15 protein-coding genes are annotated in these 17,049 nt (G+C 72.2%); 11 read left to right on the forward strand and 4 right to left on the reverse strand.

The window, feature by feature from the left end; translation table 11 throughout:
- Positions 1 to 8: 8 nt before the first annotated feature.
- The 7 genes from AB0E24_RS36545 to AB0E24_RS36575 all read left to right on the forward strand — a co-directional run bounded on the left by AB0E24_RS36545 (position 9) and on the right by AB0E24_RS36575 (position 7,598).
- On the forward strand, positions 9 to 1,067 hold the full coding sequence (locus AB0E24_RS36545) for a heme/hemin ABC transporter substrate-binding protein (protein ID WP_435865363.1): 1,059 nt from the start codon (positions 9 to 11) through the stop codon (positions 1,065 to 1,067).
- Positions 1,064 to 2,212, forward strand: a complete 1,149-nt coding sequence (locus tag AB0E24_RS36550) for a FecCD family ABC transporter permease (RefSeq protein WP_359383725.1) — start codon at positions 1,064 to 1,066, stop codon at positions 2,210 to 2,212. The genes AB0E24_RS36545 and AB0E24_RS36550 overlap by 4 nt, the downstream gene beginning before the upstream one ends.
- Positions 2,209 to 3,096 (forward strand): heme ABC transporter ATP-binding protein, encoded by an 888-nt coding sequence (locus tag AB0E24_RS36555; RefSeq protein WP_359383726.1) that lies wholly within the window; start codon positions 2,209 to 2,211, stop codon positions 3,094 to 3,096. Before AB0E24_RS36550 ends, AB0E24_RS36555 begins: the two co-directional genes overlap by 4 nt.
- Before the next feature lie 225 nt (positions 3,097 to 3,321).
- Entirely contained in the window at positions 3,322 to 4,455 is a 1,134-nt protein-coding gene (gene efeO, locus AB0E24_RS36560) for an iron uptake system protein EfeO (protein ID WP_359383729.1), read from the forward strand.
- Between the two features lie 11 nt (positions 4,456 to 4,466).
- Complete coding sequence (efeB, locus tag AB0E24_RS36565) at positions 4,467 to 5,726, forward strand: iron uptake transporter deferrochelatase/peroxidase subunit (RefSeq protein ID WP_359383731.1); 1,260 nt, start codon at positions 4,467 to 4,469, stop codon at positions 5,724 to 5,726.
- 38 nt (positions 5,727 to 5,764) lie between these two features.
- A complete protein-coding gene (efeU, locus tag AB0E24_RS36570; RefSeq protein ID WP_359383734.1) occupies positions 5,765 to 6,742 on the forward strand; it encodes an iron uptake transporter permease EfeU in 978 nt (325 codons plus the stop codon).
- The gene (locus AB0E24_RS36575) at positions 6,675 to 7,598 is read left to right on the forward strand and encodes an SCO2278 family lipoprotein (protein WP_473965393.1); all 924 of its coding nucleotides are present in this window, start codon (positions 6,675 to 6,677) and stop codon (positions 7,596 to 7,598) included. The genes efeU and AB0E24_RS36575 overlap by 68 nt, the downstream gene beginning before the upstream one ends.
- An 83-nt stretch (positions 7,599 to 7,681) precedes the next feature.
- Here AB0E24_RS36575 and AB0E24_RS36580 read toward each other — a convergent pair whose 3' ends face one another.
- A complete protein-coding gene (locus AB0E24_RS36580) occupies positions 7,682 to 8,416 on the reverse strand; it encodes a bifunctional DNA primase/polymerase (RefSeq protein ID WP_069869234.1) in 735 nt (244 codons plus the stop codon).
- A gap of 160 nt (positions 8,417 to 8,576) precedes the next feature.
- Here AB0E24_RS36580 and AB0E24_RS36585 point away from each other — a divergent pair, with 160 nt between their 5' ends.
- The 3 genes from AB0E24_RS36585 (at position 8,577) to AB0E24_RS36595 (ending at position 11,973) form a co-directional block, all read left to right on the forward strand.
- Positions 8,577 to 9,479, forward strand: a complete 903-nt coding sequence (locus AB0E24_RS36585; protein ID WP_079257380.1) for a glycerophosphodiester phosphodiesterase — start codon at positions 8,577 to 8,579, stop codon at positions 9,477 to 9,479.
- 89 nt (positions 9,480 to 9,568) lie between these two features.
- Positions 9,569 to 10,585 (forward strand): small ribosomal subunit Rsm22 family protein, encoded by a 1,017-nt coding sequence (locus AB0E24_RS36590; protein ID WP_359383738.1) that lies wholly within the window; start codon positions 9,569 to 9,571, stop codon positions 10,583 to 10,585.
- Between the two features lie 344 nt (positions 10,586 to 10,929).
- Entirely contained in the window at positions 10,930 to 11,973 is a 1,044-nt protein-coding gene (locus tag AB0E24_RS36595) for a methyltransferase domain-containing protein (protein WP_359383740.1), read from the forward strand.
- A 25-nt stretch (positions 11,974 to 11,998) separates the two neighbouring features.
- Here the strand turns inward: AB0E24_RS36595 and AB0E24_RS36600 are convergent, their stop codons facing one another.
- The 3 genes from AB0E24_RS36600 to AB0E24_RS36610 form a co-directional block, all read right to left on the reverse strand.
- Positions 11,999 to 13,330: a cytochrome P450 gene (locus tag AB0E24_RS36600; RefSeq protein WP_079257383.1), complete on the reverse strand. Its 1,332-nt coding sequence runs from the start codon at positions 13,328 to 13,330 to the stop codon at positions 11,999 to 12,001.
- A 150-nt stretch (positions 13,331 to 13,480) separates the two neighbouring features.
- Positions 13,481 to 14,548 (reverse strand): serine hydrolase domain-containing protein, encoded by a 1,068-nt coding sequence (locus tag AB0E24_RS36605; protein ID WP_434101185.1) that lies wholly within the window; start codon positions 14,546 to 14,548, stop codon positions 13,481 to 13,483.
- A gap of 8 nt (positions 14,549 to 14,556) precedes the next feature.
- Entirely contained in the window at positions 14,557 to 15,897 is a 1,341-nt protein-coding gene (locus AB0E24_RS36610; protein ID WP_069869229.1) for a multidrug effflux MFS transporter, read from the reverse strand.
- Positions 15,898 to 15,988: 91 nt separating this feature from the next.
- On the opposite strand from AB0E24_RS36610, the gene AB0E24_RS36615 reads away from it, so the two are divergent.
- Positions 15,989 to 17,005 (forward strand): Gfo/Idh/MocA family protein, encoded by a 1,017-nt coding sequence (locus tag AB0E24_RS36615; protein WP_069869228.1) that lies wholly within the window; start codon positions 15,989 to 15,991, stop codon positions 17,003 to 17,005.
- Positions 17,006 to 17,049: the final 44 nt, after the last annotated feature.

Below are 17,049 nucleotides of genomic sequence, written 5' to 3' on the forward strand. Positions count from 1 at the left end.
TGGGGCCCGTGCCCCACAGACCCCACGCACCGCGCCTCGCCAGGCGGCCCCTGGTCGCCGCCCTCCTCCCGCTCCTCGCCCTCCTCACCCTCCTCGCCGTCCTCGCGCTCACCGGCTGCGGTGGAAGCGGCGGAGGCGGCGGAGGCGGTGGGGACGCCGGTTCACGGCGTACGGCCGCGGCGGCCGCGGACCGGGTGGAGCCCCTGCGCGCCGAGCCGACGCCCCGTCTCCCCGCCACCGTCCGGTCCGCCGACGGCCACCGGGTGACCGTTCGCTCCACCGACCGGATCGTGCCTCTCACCGGCTCGCTCTCCGAGATCGTCTTCACCCTGGGCCTGGGCAGGAACGTCGTCGCGCGCGACATCACCGCCACCTTCGCGCAGGCGGCCAAGTTGCCCGTGGTCACCCGCGCCCATGACGTCTCCGCCGAGAGCGTGCTCTCCCTGAAGCCCAGCGTGGTCCTCGCGGAGACCACCACGGGCCCGGCCGAGGCCATCGACCAGATACGGGACGCCGGGATTCCGCTGGTCGTGCTGGACCCGCCGAAGCGGCTGTCCGACGTCGGCGCGCGTATCGACGCGGTGGCCGACGCGCTCGGCGTCCGCGCGGCCGGGGCTGAGCTGCGGGAGCGCACGGACCGCCGTATCGAGGCCGTGCGCGAGGACATCCCCGCCGCGGCCCACCGGCCCCGCGTCGCCTTCCTCTATCTGCGCGGCACCGCCTCGGTCTATCTGCTCGGCGGCCGTGGCTCCGGGGCGAGTTCGCTCCTGGAGGCCGCGGGGGCGGTCGACGCGGGCAAGGAGTCCGGGCTGACGAAGGACTTCACCCCCATCACCAGCGAGGCGCTCGCCAAGGCGGCGCCCGACGCGATCCTCGTCATGACCAAGGGACTTGAGTCGGTCGGCGGGGTGGACGGGCTGCTGAAGGTGCCGGGGGTCGCGGAGACTCCGGCCGGGATGGATCGCCGGGTTGTTGCGGTCGATGATGGTGTGCTGCTCGGTTATGGGCCGCGTACTGATCGGGTGTTGGCGTCGCTGGTTCGGCAGCTTTACGGCAGTGGCCGATGACGGTGGAGCGGTCGGGGGCGCCCGAGGGGGGTTCGGTGGATGGTGGCGCCCGCGGCGGGCTGCTCCCCTCCCCGCCCCTTCCCACAACTGGGGCTCCGCCCCAGACCCCGCTCCTCAATCGCCGGAGGGGCTGGAAGCTCACCGCCGGTCTCGGTGCCGGCCTCGTCGTGCTCGTGCTGATCTCGGCGTCCGTCGGCGCGTACGAGATACCGCTGCGCCCGCTGCTCGGCTCGCTTCTCCATCGCATCGGTCTGGGCGGCGCCGAGTTGGACCGGGTCGGCGAGAGCGTGCTGTGGAACGTACGGCTGCCGCGCGTCGTCCTCGCGCTGCTGGTCGGGGCGTCGCTGGGGTGCGCGGGCGCGCTGACGCAGGGGGTGTTCGGCAATCCGCTCGCCGAGCCGGGGGTCGTCGGCATCTCCTCGGGCGCCGCCGTCGGCGCGGTCGGCTCGATCGCCCTCGGCCTGGACGTCTTCGGCAACTGGACGGTGACCGCGTGCGCCTTCCTCGGCGGGCTGCTCACCGCGTTCGCCGTCTACGCGCTGTCGCGGTCGGGCGGCCGTACGGAAGTCGTCACGCTCATCCTCACCGGGATCGCGGTCAACGCCTTCGCGGGCGCGCTCATCGGCCTTGCCGTCTTCCACGCCGACAACGCCCGGATCACCGAGATCACCTTCTGGCAGCTCGGTTCGCTGGCCCAGGCCACCTGGCCCAAGGTGCTGGCCGTGCTGCCGTGCGCGCTGGTGGGCCTGGCCGTCGCACCGCTGTACGCCCGCAAGCTGGATCTGCTCGCGCTGGGCGAGCGCCCGGCGCGCCATCTGGGCGTGGACGTCGAGCGGTTGCGCAGGGGTCTGATCCTCGTCGTCGCGCTGCTGACGGCGGCCGCGGTCGCCGTCGCGGGGGTCATCACCTTCGTCGGGCTGCTGGTGCCGCATCTGCTGCGGATGGCGGCCGGTCCCGGGCACCGCTTCCTCGTCCCCGGCAGCGCGCTCACCGGTGCGCTGGTGCTGCTCGCGGCCGACCTCGCGGCGCGTACCGCGGCCCGGCCCGCCGAGTTGCCGCTCGGGGTGCTCACGGCCCTGGTCGGCAGCCCGTTCTTCTTCTGGCTGCTGCGCCGGACCCGCCGCGGGCAGGGGGGTTGGGCATGAGCGGCGCCCGGAGCGCATGGCGGCTGTTCGCCGCCCGCGCCCGGCGGCTCCCCGACCCCGTCCCCCTCGGCGCGGTGGTGGCACAGGCCGAGGGGCTGGAGGTGCGGCTGGCGGGCCGTACCGTGCTGGCCGAGGCCGAACTGACCGTCCGGGCCGGGGAGGTGCTCGCGCTCGTGGGGCCGAACGGCGCGGGCAAGTCCACGCTGCTCGCGGCGCTCGCCGCCGATCTGCCCGCCGAGTCCGGCACGGTCCGCCTCGGCGGCCGACCGGTGGCCGCGTGGACGCCGGGCGAGCTGGCGCTGCGCCGGGCCGTACTGCCCCAGACCGCCACCCTCTCCTTCCCGTTCACGGTCGAGGAGGTCGTACGGATGGGCCGGGCGCCCTGGGCGGGAACCCCCGCCGAGGACGAGGACGAGGCGGCCGTGGCGGCCGCGATGGACCGGACCGAGGTGGCCGAGTTCGCCGCGCGGCCGTTCTCCGCGCTCTCCGGCGGTGAGCGGGCCCGGGTCGCGCTCGCCCGGGTGCTCGCCCAGCGCACCGCGCTGCTGCTGCTCGACGAGCCGACCGCCGCCCTCGATCTGCGCCACCAGGAGCTGGTTCTGAGGGTGTGCCGGGAGCGGGCCGCGGCGGGGGACGCGGTGGTGGTGGTCCTGCACGATCTGTCGCTGGCCGCCGCGTACGCGGACCGGGCGGCGCTGCTGCACGGGGGCCGGATCGCGGCGGAGGGCGCGCCCTCGGAGGTCTTCGACGCCGCGCCGCTGTCCCGGGTCTACCGGCAGCCGGTGGAGGTGATCCGCCATCCCCGTACCGGGGAGCCGATCGTGCTGCCGCTGCGCGGCCGGTCGGCGGACGGCCCGCGCCCGGAGAAGGGGTCGGACCCGTGAGAGAGGTGCGAGAGAGAGGCGAGAGAGGTGCGTCACTCTTTCCCGACAACGAACCGCATCAAATCAGCCAGCTTGGCCAAACCTTTGCCATTCACAGGGAAATCCTTGACCTTACGTACGATCCACACAGGCAAGGCTCAGTTAAGTTAGGCCCGCCTTATCCAGCAGCCTTGCTCCCGCCCTGTCCCCCCTGTCCACCCTGTCCTGATTCCGTCTGGAGCCTGTATGCGAGCCGCTCGCACCTCTGTTGTCGCCGCGATATCGGCGCTGACGACGATCACCGCCGTCGCCGGCTGCGCCCAGAAGTCCGACGCCAAGGACTCCGACGCCGTCCAGGTCACCGCCTCCGACAGTGCATGCGAGGTCTCCAAGAACTCCTTCCCCGCCGGGCATGTGACATTCGCGGTGGAGAACAAGGGCTCCAAGGTCACCGAGGTCTATGTCTACGCCCCCGGCGACCGGATCGTCACCGAGCGGGAGAACATCGGGCCCGGCACCCGCGCCTCGATCAACGCCGAGGTCAAGGCCGGTTCGTACGAGATCGCCTGCAAGCCCGGGATGAAGGGCCACGGCATCCGCCAGAAGGTGTCCGCCACCGGCAAGGGCAAGCTGCCCCCGCGCGACCCGCAACTGGACAAGGCGGTGGCCGCGTACCGGACATACGTCCAGGAGCAGGCCGACGACACGCTGCCCGTGGTCCAGAAGTTCGCCGACGCGATCAAGAAGGACGACCTGGAGGGCGCCAAGAAGCTCTACGCCCCCTCCCGTATCGGCTGGGAGCGCACCGAGCCGGTCGCCGAGTCGTTCGGCGATATCGACCCCAAGGTGGATGTGCGCGAGGACGGCCTGGAGAAGGGCCAGAAGTGGACCGGCTGGCACCGGCTGGAGAAGTCGCTGTGGCAGACCAAGAAGATCACCGCGGCCGACCATGACCTCGCCGACCAGCTGATCAAGGACCTGAAGGACTGGCAGAAGCGCGTCGGCACCGCCGACATCACCCCCACCGGCATGGCCAACGGCGCCAAGGAGCTGCTGGACGAGGTGCAGACCGGCAAGGTCACCGGTGAGGAGGAGCGCTACAGCCACACCGACCTGGTGGACTTCAAGGGCAACGTCGAGGGCGCCAAGACCTCCTACACGCTGCTCAAGCCGGTGGCGGCCAAGAACGACCCGGAGCTGGCCACATCGCTCGACAAGCAGTTCACGGCCGTCGAGAAGCTCCTGGACATGTACCGCGAGGGCGATGGCTTCGTGTCGTACGACACCGTCTCGGAGAGCAAGCGCAAGGAGCTGTCCGACGCGGTCAACGCGCTCGCCGAACCGCTCTCCCGGCTCGCCGCCGCCGTCGTCACCAAGTGAGGGGGCCGGGCATGAACGACGAAACCGGTACCGCCCCCTCGCGCCGGGCGCTGATCGGCTGGGGAGGCGCCGGGCTCGCGCTCGGCGCCGCGGCCGCGGGAGGCGCGGCGGCCGCGCTGGGCGGCGGTGCGGACGACACTCAGACGGTCGCCGACAGCGGCGCCGCGGTGCCCTTCCACGGTGCGCACCAGGCGGGCATCGCCACCGCGGTGCAGGACCGGCTGCACTTCGCGGCGTTCGACGTCACCACCGACGACCGCGCCGAGCTGATCGCGCTGCTGAAGGAGTGGACCAAGGCCGCGGCCCGGATGACCCAGGGGCACGCGGTCGGCGGCGGCGCGGTGAGCGATCTGGCGGAGGCCCCGCCGGACGACACCGGCGAGGCGCTCGGCCTCAAGGCGTCCCGGCTCACCCTCACCATCGGCTTCGGGCCCACGCTCTTCACCGACAAAAAGGGCAAGGACCGCTTCGGCATCGTCGGCCGCCGCCCCGAGGCGCTGATCGACCTGCCCGCCTTCCCCGGCGACAACCTCGAACCGGCGCGCAGCGACGGCGATCTGTGCGTGCAGGCGTGCGCGGACGACCCGCAGGTGGCCGTGCACGCGATCCGCAACCTGGCCCGCATCGGCATGGGCAAGGTGGCCATCCGCTGGTCGCAGCTGGGCTTCGGCAAGACCTCCTCGACCACGCCGGACGCGCAGACCCCGCGCAACATGATGGGCTTCAAGGACGGCACCCGGAACATCGCGGGCACCGACACCGCCGCCCTGGACCGGCATGTGTGGGTGAGCGAGAAGGCGGGCCCGGCGTGGCTGGCCGGTGGCTCGTACCTGGTGGCGCGCCGCATCCGGATGCACATCGAGACCTGGGACCGCAGCTCGCTCAAGGAGCAGGAGGACGTCTTCGGCCGGGACAAGGGCGAGGGCGCGCCGCAGGGCAAGCAGCGCGAGCACGACGAGCCCAACTTGAAGGCGATGCTGCCGGACGCGCACGTCCGGCTGGCGCATCCGGACTCCAACGGCGGGGTCCGGATCCTGCGCCGCGGCTACTCCTTCACCGATGGCACGGACGGTCTGGGGCGGCTGGACGCGGGGCTGTTCTTCCTCGCCTACCAGCACGACGTACGCGACGGATTCGTGCCCGTACAGCGGCGGCTGGCACGCTCCGACGCGCTCAACGAGTACATCCAGCACGTGGGTTCGGCGCTCTTCGCGATCCCGCCGGGCGTCCGGGACGCGGACGACTGGTGGGGCAGGGCGCTGTTCTCCTGACGGACTCCTGCCGGATCCCTGAAAGGAAGGCGAACCTCGTGTTCGGCAATTACCTGATCGGACTGCGTGAAGGGCTCGAAGCCAGCCTGGTGGTCTGCATTCTGGTCGCCTATCTGGTCAAGACCGAGCGCCGGGACGCGCTGCGCCCGGTATGGCTCGGGATCGCCGTCGCGGTCGCCCTGAGCATGTCCTTCGGCGCGGCGCTGGAGTTCGGCTCGCAGGAGCTGACCTTCGAGGCGAAGGAGGCGCTGGGCGGCTCGCTGTCGATCCTGTCGGTGGGCCTGGTGACCTGGATGGTGTTCTGGATGCGGCGCACCGCCCGCCATCTGAGGTCCGAACTGCACAGCAAGCTGGACGCGGCGCTCGCGATGGGCACCGGGGCGCTGGTGGCCACGGCCTTTCTCGCGGTCGGCCGGGAGGGTCTGGAGACCGCGCTGTTCGTGTGGACGGCGGTGCAGGCGAGCAACGACGGTACGGCGGACCCGCTGATCGGCGTGATCCTGGGCCTGGTCACCGCGGTGGTGCTGGGCTGGCTGTTCTACCGGGGCGCGCTCAGGATCAACCTGGCGAAGTTCTTCACCTGGACCGGTGCGATGCTGGTCGTGGTGGCGGCCGGGGTGCTCGCGTACGGCTTCCACGACCTCCAGGAGGCCGACTGGCTGCCCGGACTGCACTCGGTGGCCTTCGACATCAGCTCCACCATCGCGCCGGACTCCTGGTACGGCACGGTGCTCAAGGGCGTCTTCAACTTCCAGCCGGATCCGACCCGGCTTCAGGTGTGGATGTGGGCGCTCTACCTGGTCCCCACGCTCGCGTTGTTCCTGCGCCCCGGTAGGGTGTCGCCGTCCACAGCAGCCCCCAGGAATCGGGAGCCGGAGCCCCATGACACGCAGGACGCCCCGTCGGCAGGTGGCAGTTCCGACCGCAGCGGTGGTACTGACGCTGGGGATGACGCTCACGGGGTGCATGACGGTGCACGGCGAGCGGGAGAACATTCCGTCGGTGGACAAGGCTGAGGCGCCCGAGGCGCTCAAGCGGTTCACCGATACCTACAACAAGGCGTACCGGGAGCTGGATCCGGCGCTGGCGAGCCAGGTCGAGACGGGCCCGCTGGAGGCCATCACCACGGCCGACCTCAAGGCCCAGCACGCGACCTCCCCCGGCGGCAACCCCAAGTACCCGGCGCTGAAGCTGTCCGACGTCAACTACCGCATCCCCAGGCAGGTGGGCTGGCCGAAGTTCTTCGTCGCGGACACCGACAGCAACCGCGACGACAACCGCTGGCTGTTCGTCTTCACCCGCGGCGGCGCCGACGAGCCCTGGAAGGCGGCGTATCTGTCGATCCTCAGCCAGGACGAGGTGCCGGACTTCGCGACCGACAAGGACGGCTGGGCCGAGCCGGTCCCGGCCGAGGGGCCGACCCCGAAGCTGGCCACCCGGCCGGACAAGCTGAGCGCGGAGTACACCGACTACCTGATGACGGGCGAGGGCTCGGTCTTCGCCGACGGCCAGTCGACCTCGGGGATGCGGGAGACCCGGAAGAAGTTCCTGCGCACCCCGAAGTTCTGGACGGAGTACATCGACACCCCGGCGCAGGGCGCGCAGGACGCCCCGGTGGGGCTGCGCACCTCCGACGGCGGAGCGATCGTGTTCTTCAGCTCGCACCACCGGCAGAAGCAGACCATGGCGAAGGGGTTCCGGCCCAACCCGGACCCGCAGATCAAGGCGCTGATGACGGGTGAGGCGAAGAAGGCGGTGACGCTGACGAGGGTGGCCGAGTCGGCGGTGCGGGTCCCCGCGAAGGACGCGGCCGACCCGAAGGTGGTCTTCCTCAACCGCCTGGAAGGCGTAACCGCCGCGAAGGGTGAATAAGCACCGGTGTGGGCAATCGTCCCGCAGGGCGGGACGGGTGGGCACACCCCACCCACCGGCCCGCACCCGACAACGAAACCTCCCTACCGCCCCATGGGCCAAGCAGCAGCCTGATCCTGGTCCTCGCCCGCGAAGCGGGCACACGCATCGGTGAGCGCCTCCAGCAGCGTCAGCGGATCCGGCAGCGGCCGCTCCGGCCCGAGCACCCACCCCACATGCCCGTCCCCGGGCAACCGCGCGGGCGGCACCAGCACATAGCTCCCCCGGCAGTGCCACCGCAGCCCCGGATGCTCGTCCATGGTCTCCGGATGGCAGTCCAGCTCACAGGGCCACCACTCGTCCTCGTCGTCGGGCGTGCCCCGCGTGGCCGAGAAGAACAGCATCCGGCCCTGCTGGAGATCGCCGCTGCTGGTGGCCACGGGCCCGACCTCGACCTCGGCCGCGCCCAGCCGCTCCAGGGCCAGCCGCCCGGCGTCCGCGGGCACGTCGAGCACATCGTGGACGATGCCGGTGGCGGTGATGAAGTTGGCCTGCGGATCGGCGCGCAGCCACTGCTCGACCTTGTCGGGGTCGGTGGTCGCCTGGGTCTGCCAGGCGAAGGAGACCGGGTGGCGGGCCGGGGTGGGACAGCCGATGCGGTCACAGGAACAGCCGTAACCGGACGGGTGGGCGGCAGGTGCCAGCGGGAATCCGGCCGCCGCGGCGGCCATGAGCAGGTCCTCGCGGACGCCCCCGGCGCCCGCTCCCGTGCCCTTCTCGCCGCCCGCTCCGCTCCTCGGCCGACGCAGCCACTGGGAGAACCTGCCCTTGCGTTCCATCTACCGCCTCGCTTCACCGCCGGTACCGCCGGTACCCGATCAATGCTGCCACCATCCTGCTCCCGAAGTAGCCGGTGTCCGCATCCGGGGTGGGTGAGACCACCCCGACCGGGTGTCGATATCAGGGCATAACGGAAGTCACGCCCCTAGCGTTCCCTTTATGATCAGCAGGCGTTTTCTGACCGCGATCGCGGTTCTCGGCCTCTCCATACCGGCCGCCGTCGCGGCCCACCCCACCGCTCGTCCGTCCGTACGACGCCTCATACCCCCGGCCGCGGAACCGGCGCGCCCGCGGCCCGCGCTCATGGCACCGTCGGGCCGGAAGCCCGCCGTCGTCTACACGGCGCACCGCGGCGGCGCCCTGGAAGTGCCCGAGAACAGCATGTCCGGGCTGGCCACCGCCTTCAGCAGGCATGATGTCCAGGTCCTGGACTTCGACAGCCGGATGCTCCGGGACGGCACGCTCGTGGTGATGCACGACGCGACGCTGGACCGCACCACCGACCGGACCGGGCCGGTGCGGGCCCTGACCGCCGCCCAGTGGCGGAACGTCCGGCTGCGCCCCGACCCGTCCCTGCGCGGCACCTGGCGGCCCGAGCGGCCGCCGACCGTCGCCGAGGTGCTGGACCGGTTCGGCGGCCGGATCACCTTGATGGTGGAGGCCAAGGACCCGGAGAGCCTGCCGCGGCTGGCGAGGATGATCCGCGACCGGGGCCTGATCCGCTCCGTCTACGTCAACAGCAACCGCCCCGAGGTGGCCCGGGAGGCCCACCGGAAGGGGCTGCTGACCCAGCTGTGGCGGTCCGCCCGGCAGATGCGCACCGACACCCCGCGCGACTGGCGCGGCGTCGTCGATCTGCTGGACGTCGACTACCGGGCGCGCGACCAGGACGTACGGCGGGCCGCCGCCTCCGGGATACCGCGGGTGTGGGCGCACACCGTGGACACCCCGGCACAGCGGGACCGGATGGTGCGGCTGGGGTGCGACGGCATCATCACCGACGCGCCCGCCCGGCTGGTCTTCACGCCCGTAGGGCAGCCGCGGGCGCTCGGCGGAGGGTGAGGCAGCCGGCGCGGGCCCCGGCGGTGAGGTACGCCGGCCCCGGCGGTGAGGCGGAGTCGCCGCACGTCCCGGCCGGTAGAATCCGCCGAATGCACGCCCCCGACGCCATCCGCACCGACGAGACGCCGCACACCGCGCTCGCCGGCCTTCTCGACGGTCTGCCGCCCCGCCAGGCGGCCCAGGCGGTCGACCGGCTGATCGGCCACTACCGGGGGCGCACCCCGACCGACGCGCCCGTGCTGCGCGACCGCTCCGACGTCGCCGCCTACGCCGCGTACCGGATGCCCGCGACCTTCGAGGCCGTGCGCGCCGCACTCGCCGCCTTCCACGCCCGGACGCCCGACTGGGCCCCGGCCTCGCATATCGACATCGGCGGCGGTACGGGCGCGGCCGGCTGGGCGGTGGCCGCCACCTGGCCGCGGGGCGCGCACACCACGACGGTGCTGGACTGGGCCGAGCCCGCGCTGGCCCTCGGCCGCGAGCTGGCCCGGCAGGCGCCCTCCGAGGCGCTGCGCACCGCCCGCTGGCAGCGCCGGGCCATCGGTGACGGCCTCGCGCTGCCGGACGGCACCGACCTGGTCACGGTCTCCTACGTACTGGGCGAGCTGACCGAGGCCGACCGGCACGCCGTCGTGGCCGAGGCGGCGCGCGCGGCCCGCGCCGTGGTGCTGGTCGAACCGGGCACCCCGGACGGCTATCTGCGCATCCGCGAGGCCCGGGACCGGCTGCTGGCGGCCGGGCTGCGGATCGTCGCCCCCTGCCCGCACGGCGCGCTCTGCCCGATCGAGCCCGGCGCCGACTGGTGCCACTTCGCCGCCCGGGTCCGCCGCTCCTCCCTCCACCGGCGGATCAAGGGCGGTTCGCTGCCGTACGAGGACGAGAAGTTCAGCTATGTCGCGGCCGTACGGTTCGACGCGGCGCCCGCCGCGGGGCGGGTGGTGCGCCGCCCGCAGATCCGCAAGGGCCAGGTGCTGCTGGATCTGTGCGGCCCCGAGGAGGGTCTGGGCCGGACCACGGTGACCAAGCGTCAGGGGCCGCTGTACCGGGCCGCCCGCGATGTCTCCTGGGGCGATGTCTGGCCACCCGAGGAGCAGCCGCCCCGCTAGGCCCTCCGCTGGGAGTGTCACGGGAGGGGAAAACGATGAGCATGCAATTGGGTATTTTATTCGCACAAGGCGGCGGGCACGGAAAGGGTGACGACGGAGACGACGGGCACCCCGGGCAGCCGTGGACACCCACTGACGAGCCTCACCCGGACGGTTCGACGCCTCCCGGCGATGGGACGCACAAGAAGTGACAAGCTCGGCTGAGCGGACGGGGCGGCCCACTCGTGAGGAACTGGGTCGCCTCCTCCTCACCGCGGGCGCCATGTCGGCCGAGTGGGCCCCGGCTTATGGGGCCGTGCCTCGCTCCCGCTTCCTGCCTGCCTGCCGTGATATGGCCGCATGACATGGCCAGCGGCCGATACTCCACGGTCAGTGCAGAGCAGGATCCGGAAGCGTGGCAGCGATACGCCGACTCTGACGACCCCATCGTCACGCAATGGGACGACGGCGCGCACGAGGGCCCCGAGCCGGGCAAGTCCTTCAGCTCCTCGTCGTCCATGCCGAGCCTGGTGTTCTCCATGCTGGCCGACCTGGATGTGAAGCGGGGACAGCGGGTGTTGGAGATCGGTACGGGGACGGGGTGGAACGCGGCTTTGCTGGCGTATCGTCTGGGCGCCGAGAACGTCGTCACCGTGGAAGTGGACAGCGCCGTTGCCTCGGAGGCCCGGAAGTCCCTGGACCGCTTTGGGCTACCGGTGCAGGTGGTGCACGGGGATGGGCTCCTCGGGTACGGCGCACGGGCTCCGTACGATCGTGTCATCGCCACGTGCGGCTTGCGGAAGATCCCGTTCGCGTGGGTGGAGCAGTCGAAGCCGGGCGGGGTGCTCCTTGTTCCCTGGGGGACGTACTACGGTCCTGGCGAGGCGGCCGCCCGACTCGTGGTCGCTCGGCACGGACAGAGCGCGTCAGGGCCGTTCACGCGGCCCGTGGCGTTCATGCGTCTGCGCTCTCAACGGTTCGTGTGGCCCCGGCACGACGAGTACGTCCCGCCGGGGGCACTGGACGCTGCGGACACGTCAACCACGACGCTCACTGAGGCGCAGCTCTGCGGCACCGGGAGTTTCGACGCGGTCGGTTTCGCCTTGGGCCTTCGTGTGCCCGACGTTGCGCACAACCCCGACCGCAAGCGGGATGGTCGGCGCGCCGTGTGGTTCTACGGAACTGGGGGCAGCATGGACAGGTCCTGGGCGGTCGTCGTCTTCCGCGATGACCGCGAGGAAGCCAAGGTCTACCAGTCCGGCCCTCGCCGACTGTGGGGCGAGGTGGAGAGCGCCTACCACTGGTGGCTCAGCCATGGCGAACCGGATCACTCCCGGTTCGGTCTCACGGTCACGGCCGAAGAGACACACGCTTGGCTTGACGACCCCGTGAACTCCTGGTCCCTCTGAACTCTGAAACCAACAACGACATCGCCTAACCCGCGGCCGGCGCTGGGGTGAAGGTGACCGGGAGGGAGACCAGGCAGCGGTACCAGAGGGAGTCCATCCACTGGAGCTCATCGGGCTCGACGGCCAGCTCCAGATCCGGCACCCGGTCCAGCAGCACCTCGATCGCCGTCTCCGAGATGATTTTGCCGAGGTCGGGCGCGCCCGCCGGGCATCCGTAGTCGCCACCGGTGAAGGACACATACGCGTTGTTCCCGGCGTACCCCGCCCCGGTGTCGGGCCACAGCAGCGGGTCCGCGTTGGCGGCGGCGAGGCCGAGGACGAGGAGGTCGCCGGCGCGGATGCGCTGGCCCCCGAGTGTGGTGTCCCGGGTGGCGAAGCGCCCGATGACGTTCTGGAGCGGGGAGTCCGCCCACAGCACCTCGTTCATGGCCGCGCCGATGCTGCGGCGGTTGCCCGCGAGAGTCATGGTGAACCGGTCGTCGGTGAGCATCAGCCGGACGGTGTTGCCGATCCAGTAGGACGTGGCGGGCATACCCGCGGCGATCATCACCATCAGGTCCCCGACGAGTTGCTCGTCGGTGAGGTCCGGGGAGTTCTGGATGAACCGGGAGGTGACGTCCGGGCCCGGCTCCTCGCGCTTCGCCGCCACCAGCCGCCGCACCACCTCGGCGGCCCGCTGCTGCGCCGCCATGGCCTCGTTATTGGAGAGCAGCGAGACGGTCACCGCCTCCGCCATGTACTCCAGCTGGTCCTCGGGCAGGCCGAACATCTGCCCCATGGCGAGGGCGGGCACCGAGTAGACGTAGTCGAAGACCAGGTCGGCCTTGCCGTTGCCGACGAACTTGTCGATCAGCGCGTCGGCGAAGCGCTCGCAGTGCCGGCGCAGTTCGAAGGGGTCGACGGAGGCGAGGGCGTCGCTGACGGCCGCCGAGCGCCGCCGGTGCTCGTCCCCCTCCGTGAAGTGGATCATGGGGCTGTGGGCCACCCAGGGCATGAGGGGCCAGTCGGACGGCACCTCGTCCCAGCGGTTCCAGCGGCGCGAGTCGCGGCCATAGGTCTGGACGTCCATGACAACCTGGCGTATCTCGCGATAGCCGAGAACGAGCCAGGCGGGGACGTCGGACTCCAGCAGGACCGGGGCGACCTGTCCGTGGTCGCGCCGCATCCGCTCATAGCTCTCGGCCGGATTCCGCAGGTACCGCTCCCCGTACAGCAGCGCGGGGGCGGCGGAGGAGGGGGCGGTGTGGGCGGGGCAGCCGGAGGGCGGCGCCGCCGGGCCCGGGCCGCCCGGCGCGTCCTCCGCGCCCGGCGGGGCCTGAGGGGCCGGAGAGTCCTGCGGGTCCTGGAGGTTCGTCACAGCGGTCTTCCTCATGGCGGTGGAGCAGCGCTGCCGTCCGGGGGGAGTACACGGCAGTGGCAAAGGCTAACCAAGCGAACGGATCAAGCCAACTGCCCTGACACCACCGGACGATGAGGAAAGCTCAGCCAGGCACCCAGGCCGGCGCCATCAGCCCAATGCCCGTGCCAGGGCCGTGGCCGCCGCCGCGCGGGGGGTGCTGTCGCCGGGGCGGCGGCGGGGATGCACCGTGGTGGCGAGCAGCACCAGATAGACCCCGCGGGCCCGGTCCACCACCAGGCTCGTACCGGTGAACCCGGTGTGCCCGGCGGCGCCCCGCCCCGCAAGCTCCCCCATGAACCACGGCTGGTCGACCTCGAAGCCCAGCCCCGGCGCGGTCAGCATCAGCTCGGTGGACTCCGCCGACAGCACGGGCCCGCCCCCGGCCAGCAGCGCCCGGCACAGCACCGCCAGGTCCCCGGCCGTCGAGAAGAGCCCGGCGTGGCCCGCGACCCCGCCCAGTGCCCAGGCGTTCTCGTCGTGCACCACGCCCCGCAGCATCCCCCGGTCCACCTTGCCCCAGGGCCGCCGCTGGTCCTCGGTGGCCGCGATCCGGGGCAGCCAGGAGGCGGGCGGGTTGAAGCGGGTGTCGGACATGCCCAGCGGGCCGGTGACCGCCTCCCGCACCAGCCGGTCCAGCGGGCGCCGGGCGGTCCGCTCCACAACGCGCTGGAGCAGCAGGAAATTGAGGTCGGAGTAGCGGCGGGCGGTGCCGGGCGGGGTGACGGGCGGCTCGGCCGCGAGCCGGGCCAGCCGCCGCTCCCGCCCGGCCTCCTCGTACAGCGGCAGTTCGGGGATCAGCCCCGAGGTGTGGGTGAGCAGATGCCGCACGGTGATGCCGTGCTCGGCGGCGGCCGTGCACTCGGGGGCGTACGCGGCGACGTGCCCGTCCAGCGTGATCAGCCCGCGTTCGACGGCCCGCAGCGCCACGATCGTGGTGCACAGCTTGGTGAGCGAGGCGAGGTCGAAGACCGTGTCCTGCCGACGGCCCCGGCGCACCGGCACCCACCGCTCACGCGGCAGTTCCACGCCCCGGTCGGCACTCTCGTCGTACGCCGCGTAGCGCACCGCCCAGCCGAAGCCCTCCTCGGCCAGCGGACCGGACGCGGTCCCGGCGGCCAGGGCCACCCCCGAACACCAAGGGCGCTCCCCCTCGGGAAGCGCCCTGACGGTCTCCAGCAGCCGGGTCAGGCCACGGTCACGCTCTGCTTGGTACGTCGCTGCCACGGACGGCAGAGTCCCATGAAGCAGGCCATGGCGGCGAGCGCGCAGCTCAGCTGGACGACGGCCATCGGCACCGCCGTGGTCTCCCCCGCGATCCCCACCAGCGGGGAGGCGACCGCGCCCAGCAGGAAGGTGGAGGTGCCCAGCAGCGCGGAGGCGGAACCGGCGGCGTGCGGGGTGCGGTTCAGGGCCAGCGCGTTGGTGTTCGGCATGGCCAGGCCCATCGCGGACATCAGCACGAACAGGCTGCCCGCCACCGGCACCAGACCGGCCTTCCCGAAGACCCCGGAGGCCAGCACGAGCAGCGCGGCCGCCGCGACGGTGACCACGACCAGCCCCACGGCCAGCACCTTGTCCATGCTGACCCGGCCGACCAGCACCCGGCCGTTGAACTGGCCGGTGAGGACCAGGCCGATCGAGTTCAGCCCGAAGAGCAGGCTGAAGGTCTGCGGTGAGGCGCCGTAGATCTCCTGGACGACGAAGGACGACCCGGCCACATAGGCGAAGAGCGCGGCGAAGGCGAAGCTGCCCGCGAGCACATAGCCGATGAAGACACGGTCGGCGAGCAGCCCGCGCATGGTGCGCAGGGTCTGGCCGAGCCCTCCGTCATGGCGCCGCTCGGACGGCAGCGTCTCGCCCAGCCGGCGCCAGACCACGAGGGTGAGCAGGGCACCGATCACGGTGAGCACCACGAACACCCCGCGCCAGTCGGTGAAGCGGAGGATCTGGCCGCCGATGACCGGGGCCGCGATGGGCGCCACACCCGAGATCAGCATCAGGGTGGAGAAGAAACGGGCCATCGCGATGCCGTCGTAGAGGTCCCGGACCACGGCGCGGGCGATCACGATCCCGGCCGCGCCGGCCAGTCCCTGGAGCAGCCGGAAGCCGATGAGCAGTTCGGCGGTGGGGGCGAAGGCGCAGACGGCGGTGGCGATGACGTAGATCACCATGCCGATGAGCAGCGGGCTGCGGCGCCCCCACCGGTCGCTCATCGGGCCGACCACGAGCTGGCCGAGCGCCATGCCCATCAGACAGGCGGTGAGGGTGAGCTGGGCGGTGGCGGCGGAGCTGTGGAGCGCGTCGGTGACCTCCGGCAGGGCCGGGAGGTACATGTCCATGGACAGCGCGGGGAGTGCGGTGAGCCCGCCGAGGATCAGGGTGACGAGAAGGCTCGTACGGCGCTGCGCGGTGAGCCCGGGAGGGGCGGCAGCGGAGGTGAGGGAGGCGGCGGAGGGATCGGGGGAGGGGGTTCCGGGACGGTCGGCCCGGGTGGGAGCGGCGGCCGGTTGGCCGGGCTGCTGCATGCGTACCTTCCATGAGTCGTTGATGCCTTCCTATGCTCTCAGCAATTCGAATGGGGTCGAACCTCTGTGCACAGGGGGGAACGGGGTCGAAATGGCCGGGTCAGGCGGGGTGGGAAGCGTGCGGTGGGGCGTTCTGGCGACCGGAGGGATCGCCGCATCGTTCACCGCGGATCTGCTGGAGATGGCGGACGCGCAGGTCATCGCGGTCGGCTCGCGCCGGCCGGAGTCGGCGGAGCGGTTCGCGGAGCGGTTCGGGATACCCCGTGCCTATGGCGGCTGGAAAGAGCTGGCCGCCGATGACGACATCGATGTGATCTATGTCGCCACCCCGCACTCGGCCCATCGGGCGGCGGCCGGGCTGTGCCTGGAGGCGGGGCGGGCGGTGCTGTGCGAGAAGCCGTTCACCCTCGATGTCCGTCAGGCCGAGGAGCTGGTGGACCTGGCCAGGGCCCGGGGCCGCTTCCTGATGGAGGCGATGTGGACGTACTGCGATCCGGTGGTCCGCCGGATGACCGAGCTGGTCCACGACGGCGCGATCGGCGAGGTGCGGGCGGTGCACGCGGACTTCGGGCTGGCCGGCCCGTTCGACCCGGACCACCGGCTGCGCGATCCGGCGCTGGGCGGCGGCGCCCTGCTGGACCTCGGCGTCTATCCGGTGTCCTTCGCGCAGCTGCTGCTGGGCGAGCCGGACGAGGTGCGGGCGGTGGGACAGCTCTCCCCCGAGGGCGTGGATGTGAACACGGGCCTGGCGCTGGGCTGGGACAGCGGCGCGGTGGCGCTGCTGTCCTGCTCGATCACCGCGGATACGCCGATGACGGCGGCGGTGACGGGGACGGCGGGGCGGATCGAGTTCCCGCGCGGCTTCTTCCACCCCGAGCGGTTCGTCCTGCACCGGCCGGGCCGGGATCCGGAGGAGATCACGGCGGTGGACGGGCTGCGCGCCTACCAGCGGGAGGCGGCGGAGGTGATGCGCTGTCTGCGCGCGGGCGAGACGGAGTCCCCGCTGGTGCCGCTGGACGGCACGCTGGCGGTGATGCGCACTCTGGACGCGGCGCGGGAGCGGCTGGGGGTGCGGTATCCGGCGGACCGGGGCGGCCGGGGCGCATGAGCCCGGTGGGCCCGGCGCATGGGGTGCGCGCCGGGCCCACCGGC

The organism is Streptomyces malaysiensis subsp. malaysiensis, assembly GCF_040653035.1.
In the GTDB taxonomy this organism is placed as follows: Bacteria; Actinomycetota; Actinomycetes; order Streptomycetales; family Streptomycetaceae; genus Streptomyces; species Streptomyces malaysiensis.